The organism is Aromatoleum tolulyticum (assembly GCF_900156155.1).
GTDB classification, from domain to species: domain Bacteria; phylum Pseudomonadota; class Gammaproteobacteria; order Burkholderiales; family Rhodocyclaceae; genus Aromatoleum; species Aromatoleum tolulyticum.
This window is the reverse complement of record NZ_FTMD01000020.1, coordinates 1-15,510: the sequence shown is the minus strand read 5'-3', so window position 1 is coordinate 15,510 and position 15,510 is coordinate 1. Positions and strand designations below refer to the sequence as shown.

General features: G+C 67.9%; 15 protein-coding genes. 12 read left to right on the top strand and 3 right to left on the bottom strand.

The features are described 5' to 3' along the window. Nucleotides 1-2 precede the first annotated feature (2 nt). From BW991_RS21270 to BW991_RS21230, 9 genes are all read left to right on the top strand, one after another. Entirely contained in the window at nucleotides 3-473 is a 471-nt protein-coding gene (locus BW991_RS21270; RefSeq protein WP_076604121.1) for a type IV pilin protein, read from the top strand. Between the two features lie 8 nt (nucleotides 474-481). Continuing rightward, nucleotides 482-868 carry a type II secretion system protein gene (locus tag BW991_RS21265; RefSeq protein WP_076604120.1) on the top strand — a complete coding sequence of 129 codons (387 nt, stop codon included), beginning with the start codon at nucleotides 482-484 and terminating at the stop codon, nucleotides 866-868. Nucleotides 869-870: 2 nt separating this feature from the next. Then, the gene (locus BW991_RS21260; protein WP_076604119.1) at nucleotides 871-1,488 is read left to right on the top strand and encodes a type II secretory pathway, pseudopilin PulG; all 618 of its coding nucleotides are present in this window, start codon (nucleotides 871-873) and stop codon (nucleotides 1,486-1,488) included. A 242-nt stretch (nucleotides 1,489-1,730) separates the two neighbouring features. After that, nucleotides 1,731-2,936: an ATP-grasp domain-containing protein gene (locus tag BW991_RS21255; RefSeq protein WP_076604118.1), complete on the top strand. Its 1,206-nt coding sequence runs from the start codon at nucleotides 1,731-1,733 to the stop codon at nucleotides 2,934-2,936. Then, complete coding sequence (locus BW991_RS21250) at nucleotides 2,933-4,747, top strand: IucA/IucC family protein (protein WP_076604117.1); 1,815 nt, start codon at nucleotides 2,933-2,935, stop codon at nucleotides 4,745-4,747. The genes BW991_RS21255 and BW991_RS21250 overlap by 4 nt, the downstream gene beginning before the upstream one ends. Next, a complete protein-coding gene (locus BW991_RS21245) occupies nucleotides 4,744-5,919 on the top strand; it encodes an MFS transporter (RefSeq protein WP_076604116.1) in 1,176 nt (391 codons plus the stop codon). The genes BW991_RS21250 and BW991_RS21245 overlap by 4 nt, the downstream gene beginning before the upstream one ends. 14 nt (nucleotides 5,920-5,933) lie before the next feature. After that, nucleotides 5,934-7,763, top strand: a complete 1,830-nt coding sequence (locus BW991_RS21240) for an IucA/IucC family protein (protein ID WP_076604115.1) — start codon at nucleotides 5,934-5,936, stop codon at nucleotides 7,761-7,763. Further along, nucleotides 7,760-8,995 carry a type III PLP-dependent enzyme gene (locus BW991_RS21235; RefSeq protein WP_076604114.1) on the top strand — a complete coding sequence of 412 codons (1,236 nt, stop codon included), beginning with the start codon at nucleotides 7,760-7,762 and terminating at the stop codon, nucleotides 8,993-8,995. Before BW991_RS21240 ends, BW991_RS21235 begins: the two co-directional genes overlap by 4 nt. Beyond that, nucleotides 8,979-9,770 (top strand): HpcH/HpaI aldolase family protein, encoded by a 792-nt coding sequence (locus BW991_RS21230; protein ID WP_076604113.1) that lies wholly within the window; start codon nucleotides 8,979-8,981, stop codon nucleotides 9,768-9,770. Before BW991_RS21235 ends, BW991_RS21230 begins: the two co-directional genes overlap by 17 nt. A gap of 82 nt (nucleotides 9,771-9,852) precedes the next feature. Here the strand turns inward: BW991_RS21230 and BW991_RS21225 are convergent, their stop codons facing one another. Next, the gene (locus tag BW991_RS21225) at nucleotides 9,853-10,056 is read right to left on the bottom strand and encodes a cold-shock protein (protein WP_018989403.1); all 204 of its coding nucleotides are present in this window, start codon (nucleotides 10,054-10,056) and stop codon (nucleotides 9,853-9,855) included. Between the two features lie 287 nt (nucleotides 10,057-10,343). Here BW991_RS21225 and BW991_RS21220 point away from each other — a divergent pair, with 287 nt between their 5' ends. The 3 genes from BW991_RS21220 to BW991_RS21210 all read left to right on the top strand — a co-directional run bounded on the left by BW991_RS21220 (nucleotide 10,344) and on the right by BW991_RS21210 (nucleotide 12,660). Then, entirely contained in the window at nucleotides 10,344-10,787 is a 444-nt protein-coding gene (locus tag BW991_RS21220; RefSeq protein WP_076604112.1) for an NfeD family protein, read from the top strand. A gap of 9 nt (nucleotides 10,788-10,796) precedes the next feature. Beyond that, nucleotides 10,797-11,660, top strand: coding sequence for an SPFH domain-containing protein (locus BW991_RS21215; RefSeq protein ID WP_076604111.1), 864 nt, complete (start codon nucleotides 10,797-10,799; stop codon nucleotides 11,658-11,660). Between the two features lie 418 nt (nucleotides 11,661-12,078). Beyond that, a complete protein-coding gene (locus tag BW991_RS21210; RefSeq protein WP_076604110.1) occupies nucleotides 12,079-12,660 on the top strand; it encodes a PRC-barrel domain-containing protein in 582 nt (193 codons plus the stop codon). Between the two features lie 84 nt (nucleotides 12,661-12,744). On the opposite strand, the gene BW991_RS21205 is transcribed toward BW991_RS21210, so the two are convergent. Together BW991_RS21205 and BW991_RS21200 are read right to left on the bottom strand one after the other, a co-directional pair. Then, on the bottom strand, nucleotides 12,745-13,263 hold the full coding sequence (locus BW991_RS21205) for a retropepsin-like aspartic protease (protein WP_076604109.1): 519 nt from the start codon (nucleotides 13,261-13,263) through the stop codon (nucleotides 12,745-12,747). Nucleotides 13,264-13,814: 551 nt separating this feature from the next. Continuing rightward, nucleotides 13,815-15,510, bottom strand: a 1,696-nt coding sequence (locus tag BW991_RS21200) for a calcium-binding protein (protein WP_139335976.1), incomplete at its 5' end; no start/stop codon positions are given.

Here is a 15,510-nt window from a genome sequence, read left to right as displayed (position 1 = left end):
CGATGCGGCGCGCACGCGGCTTCTCCCTCGTCGAGGTCGTCATCACGGTGGCGATCGTCGCGCTGCTCGCCAGCATCGCCGCGCCGCTCACCGAGACCGTCGTGCGCCGCGGCAAGGAGCAGGAGCTGAAGAGCGCGCTGTACCGCATCCGCGACGCCATCGACGCCTACAAGCTCGCGGCCGACTCCGGCCAGATCGACAAGCTCGCCGATGCCAGCGGCTATCCGCCGACGCTGCGCGTGTTGGCCGACGGCGTGCGCGACGTGCGTAACGCCGAAGGCAGGCGCATCTACTTCCTGCGCAGCATCCCGCGTGACCCCTTCGCCGCCCCCGAGCTGCCGCCCGAGGATACCTGGGGCCTGCGCGCCTACGACAGCCCGCCCGACAACCCGCGCGCCGGCGCCGACGTCTTCGACGTCTTCTCGCTCGCGAGCGGCGAGGGGATGAACGGCGTGCCCTACCGCCAGTGGTGAGGACCGCGATGGATACCCCGCACCAATCACGCGCCGGCTTCACGCTGATCGAACTGCTGGTCGTGCTGTCGATCATCGCGACCCTGCTCGCGATCGCCGCGCCGCGCTACTTCGGCAGCCTGGAGAAGTCCGAGGACACCGCGCTGCGCCAGACCCTCGCGGTGATGCGCGACGCCGTGGACCACCATTACGGCGACACCGGCGCCTATCCCGAGTCGCTGCAGGCGCTCGTGGACAAGCGCTACCTGCGCAGCGTCCCGACCGACCCGATCACGCAGCGCAACGACAGCTGGGTGATCGTGCCGCCGCAGGGCGGCGCGAGCGGCGCGGTGGGCGACGTGCGCAGCGGCGCCGAGGGCAACGCGCGCGACGGGACGCCTTACGCGGAGTGGTAACCATGCCGCCGGACGCACACGAGCGCGAGCGTGGCTTCACCTACATCGGCGTGCTGGTGCTGGTCGTGCTGATGACGCTGGCGCTGGTGGGTACCGCGCAGCTGTGGTCCACGTCCAGCCTGCGCGCCCGTGAACGCGAGCTGCTGTGGGTCGGCTCGCAGTACGCGCGCGCGCTGCGCCTGTACTACGAGAATTCGCCGGAGGTGAAGCGCTTTCCGCAGCGCCTGGAGGAGCTGGTCACCGACCAGCGCAGCCCGACACCGCGCCACTACCTGCGCCGCCTGTACGCCGACCCGATCACGCGCAGCACCGACTGGGGGCTGATCCGCGGCACGGACGGCGGCATCGTCGGCGTGTTCAGCCAGTCGCGCGACGCGCCGCTCAAGCGCGGCCGCTTCCCGCCCGAATGGGCCGAATTCGAAGGCATGGAAAGCTATGCGGACTGGCAGTTCGTCGCCGAACGCGCCTTCAGCGCCACCGCCGCGCAGGCCGGCGCGAACATCAAACCGGGGCCGACCGGCGCCCCGGCGGTCGCCATCGACCCGCGCCAGAGCGTGATCGACGCCGCCCGCGCACCGCGCCCGGCCCCGACCGTCTCGCCCTTCCAGCTCACGCGCTGAGCTGCCGGCGCGACTTGCCGGCGCGACTTGCCGGCCGCAAGCCGGCGGCCGCATGCCGACCCCCTACCGTTCCTATCGCCCGCCGGATCACGGCTCCCCGTCGGCACTCCGGGCAGGGGGTGACGCAACGATGCCGCTCCCGCCGCGGATGTTTCTCCGTTTGTAATGAGAATGAGAATGGAAATCATTTCCGTATTAAGATTGCGCCCGCTGAACGACTCAACCCCGACACGAGGAGCATCATGCAAGAACTCATTCTGTTGGCGCACGTGCCGACGGCCGCGGTCAACGACGGCTTCCTGCCGGCGGCAAAGGCCCTGGGCCTGTCCGTCGTAGTGCTGACCGACTGCGTCGACGCCCACCGCGCGCATTTCGCGGCGAGCGGCCTGGCCGCCTATCCGGACGAAATCGTCGCGTGCGATGTGTTCAACCCGATCGCCGTGATCGACGCGGTCACCCGGCGTGGCGGCACGCCCGCCGCCGTCTTCTCCAACAGTGACCACCTGCAGACCGCAACGGCGATCGCGGCCGCCTATTTCGGCCTGCCGGGAAAAGACTGGCGCACGGCCTACGCGGCCAAGAACAAGGCGGAAATGCGCCGGCGCCTGGCCGGGCAGGGCATCGAGACGATGTGGCACGCCGTCGTGTGCGATTCCGCCGCGCTGGCGGCGTTGCCCGAGGTGCCGCTGCCGTGCGTGGTCAAGCCGCGCGAGGGCGTGGCCAGCCAGCAGGTCAGTCTTGCACGCAGCCGCGCCGAGCTGACCGGGCAGTGCGAGGCCGTCTGGGGGGCGCACCCCGGCCAGCCGCTATTGCTGGAGGAATACCTGGACGGGCCGCTCTACACCCTGGAAACGCTGGGGGACGGCGAGCAGGTGGCGGCGCTGGGGGGCTTCCGGGTCAGCCTGTCGCCGCCGCCGTACTTCGTCGAACTCGAGGCGGTATGGGGCACCGGCCTGCCCGCGGCCGTGGAAGCGGAGGTCCTGGACGTCATCCGGCGCTTCGGCATCGGCTTCGGCGCCTGCCACACCGAGTACGTGCTGACGCCGCGCGGCCCGCGGCTGATCGAGATCAATTACCGCAGCATCGGCGATTTCCGCGAATTCCTGCTGGTCGAAGCCCTCCGCTTCCCCCTGTTCGAACAGGTCCTGCGCCTGCACCTCGGGCAGCCGCTACCGCTTCTCGACGTGCCCGAGCGGGCTGCCTGGATCCGCTATTTCACCGCGCGCGCGGAAGGCACGCTGCGCGACGCGCCCCCGGCCGGCGTGCATGAGGGCGACGGCATCCGCCTGACCTATACGCCCTTGCACAAGGTCGGTGACGCGATCCACGTCACGAACTCCAACAAGGACTATGTCGGCGTGTTGCACGGCAGCGGTCCGGATACCGCCGGCTTGGCCGCCGCGGTGGACCAGTTCAGCGGCAAGCTCGCGTGGGAGATCGCACAGTGACCGCCCGTCCGTCCTCCTTCCGTGCGGCCGCTCCCGCCATCGCCGGCGCGGATGCCGACTACATCTGCGTCCGCGTCATCGACGCCCTGCTGCGCGAAGACGTGCGCGAGTGCATCAGCCGCGGCGAACTGCTCGGCAGCGCTGCCCTGCCGCCCGAAGTGACCGCCGAAGCCGGCCAGCGCTGGTTGCGCGTCGGCCATCTCGGCGCGGCCGTGCTGTGGATCCCGGTCTCTGCGACGCGCTACATGCAGGAATGGCGGCTCACCGGCCTGCCCCTGTGGCGCGAGGACGCCGGCGGCTTCACCCCGCTGCGGGAGATCGACGCGGTGCTGGCCGCCTTCGCCGGGGACCTGCCCGGCGAGGCCGCGCAGCTGTTCGCCGCCTATGCCGAGGAGTGCCGCGCCGCACAGGAACACCGCGGCGCGGCCCTGGCCGAGCGTGCGCGCTGGTTCGCAGAGCCCGGCCATGCGCCCGGCCATGCCCGGCTGCGCTGGGACGTGCGCATGCAGCACTATGAACGGCTCGCCGCGTTTCTCGACCATCCCTACTATCCCAGCGCACGCGCCAAGCTCGGCTTCGCCGTCGACGATCTGGCGCGCTACGCGCCGGAGTTCCGGCCCGTGTTCGAACTGAACTGGCTGGCGGTGCCGCGCGAGCGCTACCATCCGAGCGGCGATGCGCTGCCTGCGTCGTGGCCGGCCTTCGCCGACCTCGGCCTGCCGCCCGCGCTCGCGGCGACGCACGTGCCGGTGCCGGTGCACCCGTTCGTCTGGCAGCATCACCTGGACGGTTTTCTGGCGGAAGCCGGCCTGAGCGCCGAAGTCATCCGGGCGCCGCGCACGCGCTTGCGCGTAAGCCCCACGCTGTCGGTACGCTCGCTGACCCTGATCGATGCGCCGGAGTGGCACGTCAAGCTGCCGCTGACCATCCGCACGCTGGGCGCCAAGAATATCCGCACCATCAAGCCCAGCACCATCGGCGACGGCCACCGCATCCAGACCCTGCTTGGCGAGATCGCGGCGCGCGAGGCGGACATGCGCGGCCGGGTTCTATTCACCGACGAGGCCAGCGGGGCCCATGTGGCGCAGCGCCCCTTCCTGGGCTTCATCCTGCGCCGCTATCCCGTGCAGGCGCTGGCGGACGCCACCGTGGTGCCGGTTGCCGGCCTGCTGGCGGAGGCGGCCGGCGGCACCACGGTGGTCGAAGAGCTTGCCGCGCGCTACTACGGCGGCGACCTCGAGGCCTGGTTCGACGCCTACCTGTCGCTCACGCTGCGGCTGCACCTCACGCTGTGGCTGCGCTATGGCATCGCGCTCGAATCCAACCAGCAGAACTCGATGCTGGTCTACGCCGACGACGGTCTGCGGCTGCTGCTCAAGGACAACGATGCCGCGCGCATCGACCTGGGGTTGCTTGCGCGGCGCTGGCCGGCGCTGGCGGGCCGGCTCGATGGCCTGGAGGACCCGCGCATCGTGGTTGACGACGCGCTTCCCCTCGCGCAGATGTTCATCACCATCACGCTGCAGCTGAATATCGCCGCGCTGGTGGAAGGCATCGCGCAGCGGCTCGGCACCGACCCCGCCGCGAGCTACGCGCGCGTGGGCGATCACACCCGGGCGGTACTGGCGGAGCTGGCCGGAGCGGGCGAGGACGTTTCGTTCGCGCATCAGGTGCTGCTGGCGGACGACAGGCTCTACCTCAAGTACCTGCTGACCGCCGCCTCGCTGATGGAAAAGACGCAGACCGGCGCCGCCGACGTCAATAAGTACTATGGCCTGCGCGCGCCGAACTTCCTGCAGGTGGCGCAATGAACGGTGGCACGCGCCGTGTGGTCGCGGTGGTGATGCTCTGCCATTTCATCGCCGCCTTCGCTGCGCTGGGCATGCCGCCGTTCTTCGCGCTGATCCTGGACCGCTCGCTGCACAACGACGTGCCGTGGCTCGCCGGCGCCTTCTACGTGGTGCCGACATTGCTGGCGGCGGTATCGGCGCCGTGGTGGGGCAGGCTGGCCGACCGCTTCGGCAAGAAACTCCTGCTGGTCCGCGCGCAACTGGGGCTGGCGGCGAGCTTCCTGCTGGCCGGCTTTGCCACCAGCACCGCCGGCTTTCTCGCCGCGCTGGTGCTGCAGGGCGTGCTGGGCGGGACCTTTGCGGCATCCAACGCCTATCTGGCGACGGTTGCCGGCGGCACCACGTTGACGCGCGGGCTGACCGCGATGCAATGGTCGGCGCGCGCCGCGCTGGTGGCGGCGCCTGCCTGCCTCGGCATCTGGATGGGGACGGATTCGCCGATCCTGATATACCGCTGGCTCGCCTTGCTTCCGCTGGTTGCCGCGGCGCTGATCGTCTGGCTGCCGGCGGGTCGATCCGGGCCGGGGGCGGCGGAGCGCCCGTTGCCGGCGCAGCCGGCGGCCGCCTCGCCGGCTGCCACGCCGCGCCGGATCTACGCGCTGCAGTTCGCCTTCGTGTTCGCGACCGTGGTGACCTTCCCCTATTTCATCCCCGACCTGCTGCAACGCCTGCCCGGCCTGACCGCGGCCACGGCCGGCCTGCTGTTCGGACTGCCGCACATGGTGTACCTGGTCGCCGCGCCGCTGCTTTCGCGACGGCTGGGGCTGGCGCCTGCGCTCGGCCTGCCGGCCGCCGCGTTCGGCGTGCTGGCGGTGAGCCTGCTCGCGCAGGCCGCGCCGCTGGGCCTGCCCGCGCTGATCGGTTGGCGGCTGGTGATGGGCCTGGCGATGACCGCGGGTTTCATCGGCCTGCACGCGCTGGTGGCCAGCGTGGTGCAGCCGGGCAACGCCGGGCACACCTTCGGCTGGTTCGAGAGCAGTTCCAAGTGGGGGGCCGTGGCTGCCGGGCTCGCCGCCGGCGCGGCAGCCGGAGCCGTCGGCCTGCATACCCCCTACCTGCTCGGCGCCGCGCTGCTGGCGACTGCGTCCGGCTACCTGCTCGTTGCCGTGCGGCTTCGCACGCGCGCACTTTGATCAAGAGGACAGACATGCAAACACTCCGCAACGACACCGCCGTGCCGGGGCTCCCGGCCGAGCTGGCCGCCGGCCGGCGCTGCCAGGAAACCCTGCTGAGCTGCTACTGCCGCGAGGTCGCGGCGCCCACCGGCCATTTGCGCGTGGGCCCGCCGGTGGGCCAGTGCGACTGGCCGGCCACGCTCGCGATGGCCGTGCAGCGCGAACAGGGCCAGGTGCTGCAGGTGCACCTGCAGCACGTCCGCGACCGCCTGCTGACCGTGGTCAGCGACGCCTCGATCACCGGCAACTACCGTTTCCGCTCGCCGGTATTCCACAAGGCCGAGAACAAGCCGTGGGCCTTGCTCGACTGGGAAGAGCTGGCCGCGCTGCTGTTGCGCGAGATGGCCTTGCAGAACGACTTGCCGCCCAACATCGAGCTGATGGAGCAGATCCGCAACAGCGTGGCCGTGAATACGCGGGTGCTGGGATTGCCGGTGCCGTCCCGGATCCCCGACGACCCGGTGGAGGCGTATATCGATTCCGAGCAATCCCTGACCTTCGGCCACCCGTTCCACCCCGCGCCGAAGAGCCGCCAGGGATTTTCCGACGAGGATCTGGCGCGCTACTCCCCGGAGCTGCGCACGCGCTTCCCGCTGGCCTGGTTCGCGGTGCCGCGCGAAGACGTCGCGCAGCAATCGCTGCTCGCCGCAAGCTGCGCCGCGCTGATCTGCGCCAACGCGCCGGCAGTGGCGGGCGAACGCGTCGCGGTGCCGGTCCATCCGTGGCAGGCCGGTTACCTGCGCCGGCATCCGCTGGTGCGCCAGGCGCTTGCCAGCGGGCGCGTGCAGGATCTGGGCACGCAGGGGCCGGACTTCTTTCCCACCTCGTCGATCCGTACGCTGTACCAGCCGGGCAACCCGTACTTCTACAAGCTGTCGCTGAACATCCGCATCACCAACTGCGTGCGCAAGAACGCCTGGTACGAGCTGGAGAGCGCACTGCAGGTGAACCGCGTGCTGCGCCCGCTGCTGCCGGAACTCGCGCGCGAGTTTCCCGGCCTCGCGCTGATGGAGGAGCCGGCCTTCCTGTCGGTGGACCTGGGGGATGCCGACATCGAGCACAACCGCGAGGTCATCGAGGGCTTCGGCCTGATCCTGCGCCAGAGCGTGGACACCCTGCGCGCGCCCGGCACCGTGCCTCTCCTGGCCGGTTCGCTGTTCGGCAACCATTACTACGGCGAGGCGCGCACGCGCGAGCTGCTGGGCGGGCTCGCGGCGCGCGAGCGCTGCCATCCGGATGCCGTCACCGAGCGCTGGTTCTCCGGCTATGTCGAGCAGCTGGTCCATCCGGTGCTTCACCTGTTCTTCGCGCACGGCGTGGTCTTCGAACCGCACCTGCAGAACGTGGTGCTGGGCTTGCGGCACGGCTGGCCGGCCCAGCTCTTCCTGCGCGACTTCGAGGGCGTCAAGCTCACGCCCGCGCGCCACCCCGCCGCGGCCATGCCCGACATCAGCGAGCGTGCGCGCGCCTCGCTGTGGTACGACGAGGAGCAGGGGTGGAACCGCATCGCCTACTGCCTGTTCGTCAACAACCTGTGCGAGGTCGTCGCCCAGCTCGGCGCAGGGCGGCCGGCGCTGGCGGCGCGGCTGTGGTCCATCGTGAGCCACCACCTGCACGTGTACCAGCACCGCTACGGCAATGCGGTTTCGGGCCGGCGCGTCAACGCGCTGCTGGCCGGCAGCCCGTTTCCGGCCAAGACGAATTTGAGCAACCGCTTCTTCAAGCGCGCCGACCGTGCCTCGACCTATGTGCCGGTCACCAACCCCCTTCCCTTTGCCGGCACGGGGGCGGCATGGCAATGAGTTCCCCCGGACTGCGATGGACGCGGCTGTCTGCGCACCTGCAGCAAGCGCTCGACGGGGCCGACGGGCCGCTGTGCACCTACGTCTACGATCTGGAGTCCTTGCGGCGCCATGCGCGCGCCATCGTCGGCAGCCTGCCGTCGGGGTTCGAGCTCTTCTACGCGATCAAGGCCAATTCCGACCTGCCGATCCTGCAGACGCTGGCTCCGCTTGTGCACGGGTTCGAGATCTCGTCCGGCGGCGAGCTCGCCTGGGTGCGCGGGCACTTCGCCGACATCCCGCTGATCTTCAGCGGTCCGGGCAAGACCGACACGGAGCTCGCCCGCGCGCTGGAGGGCGGCGTCGAGGCGCTGCACGTGGAGAGCCGCCACGAGCTGGAGCGCCTGGCCTGGCTGGCGCGCGCGCGCAACTGCACGGTGCCGGTGCTGCTGCGCGTGAACCCGGCAATCGACGGCCTGCAGCCCACCACGCTGATGATGGGCGGCAGGCCCACGCCGTTCGGCATCGCCGGCGACCAACTGCCGGCTTGCCTGGACTGGTTGCGGGCGCACCCGGAGATCCGCCTCAGGGGCTTCCATTTCCACCTGATGTCGCACCAGCTCGACGCCGCCGCTCACCTGCGCCTGCTCGACGCCTACCTGGAGCAGACCAGGCGCTGGCGCGCGCAGTACGGGCTGGATACGCTGGACCACATCAACGTGGGCGGCGGCATCGGCGTGAACTACCGCGAGCCGGAAGCCCAGTTCGACTGGCCTGCGTTCGCCGGCGGGCTGGCGGCGCTGTCGGCGCGGCGGGACGGGCTCACCGTGCGCTTCGAGTGCGGACGCTATGTGACCGCCTTCTGCGGCTACTACGCGACGGAGGTCATCGACGTGAAGCATGCGTTCGACCGCTGGTTCGTGGTCGCCAGCGGTGGCACGCACCACTTCCGCACGCCGCATGCGCAGGGACACAGCCATCCGTTCCGGGTGCTGCCGGCCGATGCGTGGCGCTATCCGTTCGCGCGCCCGCAGGTCAGCGACGCGCGCGTGAACGTGGTCGGCCAGCTGTGCACGCCGAAGGACGTCCTCGCGCAGGACGCGCCGATCGAACGCGTGCGTGCCGGCGATCTGCTGGTGTTTCCCTATGCCGGCGCCTATGCCTGGCACATCTCGCACCACGACTTCCTGCGTCACCCGCACCCGCAGCACCGCTACCTGCCGACGGAGGACGCGCATGCTGCAGTCGAATGAGCTGAAAGCGGCGCTGGCCGCCGGGCGCGAGGTATTCGGCCTGATCAACTCGCTGCCCCTGCCGCTGATGACGGAGATGATCGGGCATGCCGGCTTCGATTTCGTGATCCTCGATCTGGAACACGTCGGCGTGAATCCGCAGACGCTGGAAAACATGATCCGCGCGGCCGAGTGCGCGGGCACCACGGCACTGGTGCGCGTGCCGTGCGTGGCACCGGACGTCATCCTGCGCGTGCTCGACGCCGGTGCGCAGGGGATCGTGGTGCCGCGCGTGCGCAGCCGGGCCGAGGCCGAGCTGGCAGTCGCCAGCGCCCGTTACCATCCCCTCGGGATGCGAGGCATTGCCGGCGGACGCACCACGGGGTTCGGCACGTTGACGCTGCCGGCGTACTTCGAGCGCGCCAACCGCGAGCTGATGGTGGTGGCGATGATCGAGGATCGCGACGGGGTGGAGGCGATCGCAGAGATCGTCGCGGTGCCCGGCATCGATCTGGTTCTGGAAGGGGCGATCGACCTGTCGCAGAGCCTTGGCGTGCCGGGCGATGCGCAGCACCCGCACGTGCAGGCTGCGGTCCGGCGCGTCGCCGAGGCCTGCCTGGCGCGCGGGGTGCCGTTTTGTGCTGTCCCGCGCGCGCCCGGCCAATACGAAGGCTGGCGCGGGCAGGGGGTGCGCGCCTTCCTGCTGGGCGACGACCGCGCCTGCGCGTTCCGCGCGATGAAGCAGCTGCTCGCGGGCTTTCGCGCTTCCGTCGCGCCTGCGTGCCCGCCGGGATGAACCGCGCCCGCGCCGGGCTGCACCACAAAAACAAAAAGCCCGGCAATGCCGGGCTTCGTCGTTCAGATCCTGCCGAGGCGGATCAGAGCGGGCGGATGTTGCCAGCCTGCTTGCCCTTCGGGCCGGAGGTCTCGTCGAACTGCACCTTCTGACCTTCGGTCAGGCTGCGGAAGCCGTTGCCCTGGATCGCGGAGAAGTGCGCGAAGAGGTCCTCGCCGCCGTTGTCCGGGGTGATGAAGCCGAAGCCTTTGGCGTCGTTGAACCACTTGACGGTACCAGTTGCCATTTTTGAAGTTCCCAAATCAAAGTTTAAATAAGGGGCGTTTGCCCAGAGTTGCGACAATCGCGATCGGGGAATGACGGACTGAGTACCTAAGGACTTCAAGCTCGAAACGCCACGCGATGACTGATGCGCGCTGAGCAGTCTGGTGAAAAACTGCGGCGCGGTCAACTACCTTGCGCCCCGCTTTGCGCGTAGATGCGTGTCATCGTGCACATCCGCCGCCTCGCTCTGGTCCCGTCCCGCGGACAGGCCCATGACATCCCGCTACAATCGCTGGCGAGGAGGATGCTATGAATATCGAATGGTGGCACTGGACCGTAGTCGGCATCGCCCTGATCCTGGCCGAGCTGGCCCTGCCGTCCTTCTTCGTGATCTGGTTCGGCATCGCGGGGCTGGCGATGGCGCTCGTGCTGTTCGTCGCGCCCGGACTGTCGCTCACCGCCCAGCTCGCCAGCTGGACCGCGCTGTCGCTCGTCATGGTCGTGCTGTGGTTCCGCGTCTTCAAGGCCAGCTTCCACAAGACCCGCATCGGCACCTCCGGCGGCGAGGTCATCGGTGAAGTCGGCCTGCTGGTCGGCGCGGTCGCTCCCTTCCAGCGCGGCAAGGTGCGCTTTCAGCGGCCGTTGCTGGGCGCCGAGGAATGGGTGTGCCTCGCCGAGAACCCGATTGCCGCCGGCGAACGCGTGCGCGTCGTGGCCGTCGAAGGCAGTTTCCTGAAAGTCGTAAAAGCCTGAGGAGGTTTCATGAGCGGTAGTTTCGTCTTCGTCGTCGCGGTACTCATCTTCGTCGTCGTCACCCTCGCCAAGGGCGTGCGCATCCTGCCGCAGGGCGAGGAATGGATCGTCGAGCGTCTCGGCAAATACAACGGCACGCTCAAGCCCGGCCTCAACATCATCATTCCCTACCTCGACCGCATCGCCTACAAGCTCGTCACCAAAGACATCATCCTCGACGTGCAGGAACAGGAAGTCATCACGCGCGACAACGCCGTGATCGTCACCAACGCCATCGCCTTCATCAAGGTCACCGACCCGGTGAAGGCCGTGTATGGCGTCACCGACTTCGCCGAGGCGATCCGCAACCTGATCATGACGACGCTGCGCTCCATCGTCGGCGAGATGGAACTCGACGAGGCCCTGTCCTCGCGCGACAAGATCAAGGCGCGCCTGCGCGAGAGCATCGCCGACGAGGCGGTCGACTGGGGCCTCACGGTGAAATCGGTCGAGATCCAGGACATCAAGCCGTCCGAGTCGATGCAGCGCGCGATGGAAATGCAGGCCGCCGCCGAGCGCGAGCGCAAGGCCGCGGTGACCAAGGCCGAAGGCGCCAAGCAGGCCGCGATCCTCGAGGCCGAAGCGCGCCTCGAATCCGCCAAGCGCGATGCCAACGCCCAGGTCATGCTCGCCGAAGCCTCCGCCGAAGCGATCCGCCGCGTCGCCGCCGCCGTCGGCGACCAAGCCGGCCCGATGATGTACATGCTGGGCGAGAAGTACATCGCGTCGCTGGAACGCATGGGCTCGTCCGAGAGCGCCAAGGTCGTGGTGCTGCCGGCGGACCTGCAGGAGACCGTCCGCGGCCTGCTTGCCCGCGGCAAGGCGGCGATGTAAGCGGCGGCCGCTGCGGCAGGGGGGGAATGCCGCTAGGATGCCGAAGCGGTGCATGAAACATATTGTTACCGCTGTCCGTTGCCGGCGGGGATCGGGCGCAAGCGGGACACCGGCCCGCGCCCTCCGGTTTGCATGAAGTGTAATCCGATCAACGATTTACGTGTCAGTTGCTCCGGTCCGGCCGCGGGCGCCGGACGGCGACCGGGTCCGGCGCAATCGCCGCGGTCGCGACGGGTGCCTTCCCCTGCGGAACTCTGAAACCATGGGGGGTCGAATACTTCTGTCGATCGGCCCGCTGCAACCGAATCCTTCCCCAAGAGGGCATGCATGCGGCTGCCGGGGGTGCGGAATCGATCAAAGCGCTCGTTCCCCACGCGGACGAGACGCGCAGACAGACCCCAACAGGCAGGAGGATGCTATGAGTTCCATGAAACGGAAGTCGTTGCTGGCCATCGCCGTCACGACGCTCGCTGCGGTCCCGCTAGGGGCAGCGGCGGCGGATCAATACTTGGAGGGCCAGAGCCCGCAGCAGCAATCGCGGATGAGTACTTCGGGGCAGCTGAAGACGATGACGCCGAGCCAGTTGCGAGGAACCCAGGTCGTCGGGACCAACGGCGAGCATATCGGTTCGGTGAAGACGGTCGTCCAGAGTCGTCAGGACAGGAACATCCAGGCGGTGATCGCCACCAGCAGCGCGATGGGCGGCGACGGCAGGGATGTCACCGTGCCGCTCGACCGCATGCGCTACGAGGACGGCAAGCTGCGCTTGAGCGCGAGCGCCGACGAGCTGAGAGCATGGCCCACTTACCGCGGCGAGCAATACGTCGAACTGCGGCCGACGGACCAGCCGCTGAGCGAATTCTCGGCGTTCGAGACCGTACCGGACAGGGCCGCGCCGCGCCGCGAGATGAGGAGCGGCGAACGGGGATGGGATCGCGGCAGTACCGGCGCCACGGGGGCCAACGCGTTCTATCCCGAAACGCAGCAGTTCACGCCGTAGACGCACCAAAGCGGAGCGACGTCGCACGACGCGCGTCCGCTGCAGGAAGGCCGGCCGCCCGCGGGGGGCGCCGGCTTTCTTTCGTTACTTGTTGAAGGCCGCGAGGTCCGCGACGTCGCCCGACGACGGGCTGCCCGCGGTCGTGAGACAGTTGCTCAGGACGAGGCGCGGCGGCTCGAACGAGAAGATGAACGGCGCCGCGCGCTGCAGCGCGCTGAGCCCCAGGATGGGGCGCGTTGCCCCAGGAAAGACCGCGGCCTCGACGTCCTTGAGCCAGCATCCGCCGCCGATGCTGACGGCCTCGATCATGTACACCGGCACGGTCAGCTCGTTGCCGTTCGCGAGCCTGCCGCGCAAGTCCTTCACATAGCGCGCCCGGCCTGCCGCCTCGAGCTGCGCCAGCATCTCCTCGTTGATCGTCATGTAACCGGAGCCGGTATCCACCATCAGGTCGACCGTCCCGAGTCCCTCGATGCGGCCCTCGACAGAGAAAGTCGTCGCGCTGGTCGCGCGCATATCGACGGTCGTGTCGAACTCCCCGGCAGATGCGAAGCTGAAGGTGCCTGCGAGCACTGCGGTCAAGAGGCACGGAATTTTCTTCATGCAACGATCCCCGGAAAAGCGGTTTGACGGTGAGTCCGGCACTCCGGACATCGTGATGGTAAACTAAGCAACAGCCGTGCCGTCTACAAGCGATCACACTTGAGCTAACGGCCTGATTTGCAATTTCTTTAGGGTGGCGCGAAGACCCGCGCGGGGCGCGCCTCTCCGCTTCAGGCCGCCGTCCGTCGCGGTCCCTTGCATCGCGGCGCGAACGGCTTTCCCGAGCGTCAGTCCCGAAACCGGGAATGCGGCGGGGCTGCCCACCCCGCCTCGGCGGACTCCTGCCCGTTCCAGTGCCATCAGGTAGCGCGAGGCGATATCGGGTACGGGCGATGTGCGCCGAAGTTATCGCAATGCGATACTTGATGACATATGCGCGCACTGCTCACGCCGTGCGGATAATCTGGACGCCAGTTCCCGGATGCTTCCGGGGGGAGGTTCGTCCCGATTCGGCCAAATCGGGACGATTCGCCCTACACACAGGTTGCTCGCAGGCCATTACTCATGCACTACACGATGGCAACGAGCGGGCTGACGATGAAAAAACCGGGCTAGAGGACAAAATCCGTTGCGGTTAATGTACTCGCCCCCATCAGCGTGATCGCGAACTCGGCCTCGCCGTCGGTGTTGGTGCTGCCGTAGAGCGTGCCGGTGGCGCTCACCGAGTCGTAGACGTAACGCACCTGTCCGGTGGCGTCCGTCGCGCTGAAGGCGGAAGTGCCAATAAACGTGAAAGCCTCATTAGTCGCGGTCGTTGCGGCATTGGCGTCAAGAGTCGAGAGGTCGATTTTGTCTTGGCCGCGCACGAAATCGGTAATGATGTCCCAACTACTGCTGGTAACACCGGTTTCGGCAAGAGCATTAAAGTCGAAGTTATCGCTGCCCCCTCCGCCCGTGAGCGTGTCCTGACCAACACCACCAGTGAGCACGTTGTTGGCGGAACTGCCGGTCAATCGGTCATTAAAACTCGAACCGGTCAGGTTCTCGATCGACGACAGGGTATCCACGGCAGAACCCCCGGTAGTCTGTGCAGTATTGATCGCTAGGCTAACCGTAACCGCACCAGCCGCGAGGCCATAATCCACGGTATCCGTTCCAGCCCCGCCCTTGATTACGTTATCGCCGGCCCCGGCGTAGAGCACGTTATTGAGACCGTTTCCGGTTAGGTTGGCGGCGCTGGTTGCCAGAATCTGGCCATTCTCGACATTGCTGCCCAGCGTGTAAGCCACCAGGTTGCTCATGACCGTATCGATACCGCCTGTGCTTGCCGTGGCATTGCTCTCGCTGACGATGTCCCCGGCGTTGTCCACGTAGTAGATATCGGACCCGTTGCCGCCTTTCATCGTGTCGGCGCCAATCCCGCCATTGAGTACGTTGGCGCTCGCATTGCCGGTCAGTGTGTCGTTGAAACGGGAACCGACGATGTTTTCAATCGCGATCAGGGTATCCACGCCTGAACCACCGGTGGCTTGCGAGGTCGTCACGGCCAAGCTCACGGTGACAGCGCTGGCCGCATCGCTGAAATCAGCCGTGTCGATGCCTGCCCCGCCATCGAGGACGTTGTTGCCTGCGCCCGCGTAGAGCACGTTGTCCAAGGCGTTTCCGGTCAGATTGGCCGCTCCAGTGACAGCGATCCGGCCATTCTCAACGTTGCTGCCCAGCGTATAGGTATTCAGGCTGCTATGGACTACGTCAATGCCTCCCACGGCGGCAATAGCATTGGTCTCGGTAACAACATCCCCGACACTGTCAACGTAATAGCTGTCTGAACCAGTGCCGCCGTTCATGAAGTCATTGCCGCCATTGCCGTTCAGCGTGTCGTTGCCCTCATACCCCATCAGCACGCTGTCAGTATTGGTCCCGTTCAGCGTGTCGTTGCCGGCAGTGCCAAATTGCAGATCGTCGAGTTTCAGGAGATAACCGTCTTCGAATTGCACCTGCTCGACGCGGTAGCGCAGCGGGTTGGCATAGCTGTTCGGGCCGGCATCGACAAACCAGTAGTTGATCGTCAGCTGATCGGTGCTGTCGTTGAGCTTCAGGATCAGGTTGTCGCCTTCGCGTACGAGCGTCACTTGATCGGGGCGAATGCCGGCGCCCAGCCGGATCGTGTCGAGCGCGCCCGCCGTCGCGTAGTCGTCGTCGGTGATCACGTCCTGACCGGAGCCGTATCCGAACAGGTAAACGTCGCCATTAAAGCCGCCGTCCAGCGCGTCGTTGCCTGCTCCGCCGTCCAGAACGTCGCTGCCG

Bases quoted from the DNA above. Each gene is read 5' to 3' on its own strand.
- BW991_RS21270 (WP_076604121.1), top strand. From the start codon at position 3: ATGCGGCGCGCACGCGGCTTCTCCCTCGTCGAGGTCGTCATCACGGTG.
- BW991_RS21265 (WP_076604120.1), top strand. From the start codon at position 482: ATGGATACCCCGCACCAATCACGCGCCGGCTTCACGCTGATCGAACTG.
- BW991_RS21260 (WP_076604119.1), top strand. From the start codon at position 871: ATGCCGCCGGACGCACACGAGCGCGAGCGTGGCTTCACCTACATCGGC.
- BW991_RS21255 (WP_076604118.1), top strand. From the start codon at position 1,731: ATGCAAGAACTCATTCTGTTGGCGCACGTGCCGACGGCCGCGGTCAAC.
- BW991_RS21245 (WP_076604116.1), top strand. From the start codon at position 4,744: ATGAACGGTGGCACGCGCCGTGTGGTCGCGGTGGTGATGCTCTGCCAT.
- BW991_RS21240 (WP_076604115.1), top strand. From the start codon at position 5,934: ATGCAAACACTCCGCAACGACACCGCCGTGCCGGGGCTCCCGGCCGAG.
- BW991_RS21235 (WP_076604114.1), top strand. From the start codon at position 7,760: ATGAGTTCCCCCGGACTGCGATGGACGCGGCTGTCTGCGCACCTGCAG.
- BW991_RS21230 (WP_076604113.1), top strand. From the start codon at position 8,979: ATGCTGCAGTCGAATGAGCTGAAAGCGGCGCTGGCCGCCGGGCGCGAG.
- BW991_RS21225 (WP_018989403.1), bottom strand. From the start codon at position 10,056: ATGGCAACTGGTACCGTCAAGTGGTTCAACGACGCCAAAGGCTTCGGC.
- BW991_RS21220 (WP_076604112.1), top strand. From the start codon at position 10,344: ATGAATATCGAATGGTGGCACTGGACCGTAGTCGGCATCGCCCTGATC.
- BW991_RS21215 (WP_076604111.1), top strand. From the start codon at position 10,797: ATGAGCGGTAGTTTCGTCTTCGTCGTCGCGGTACTCATCTTCGTCGTC.
- BW991_RS21210 (WP_076604110.1), top strand. From the start codon at position 12,079: ATGAGTTCCATGAAACGGAAGTCGTTGCTGGCCATCGCCGTCACGACG.
- BW991_RS21205 (WP_076604109.1), bottom strand. From the start codon at position 13,263: ATGAAGAAAATTCCGTGCCTCTTGACCGCAGTGCTCGCAGGCACCTTC.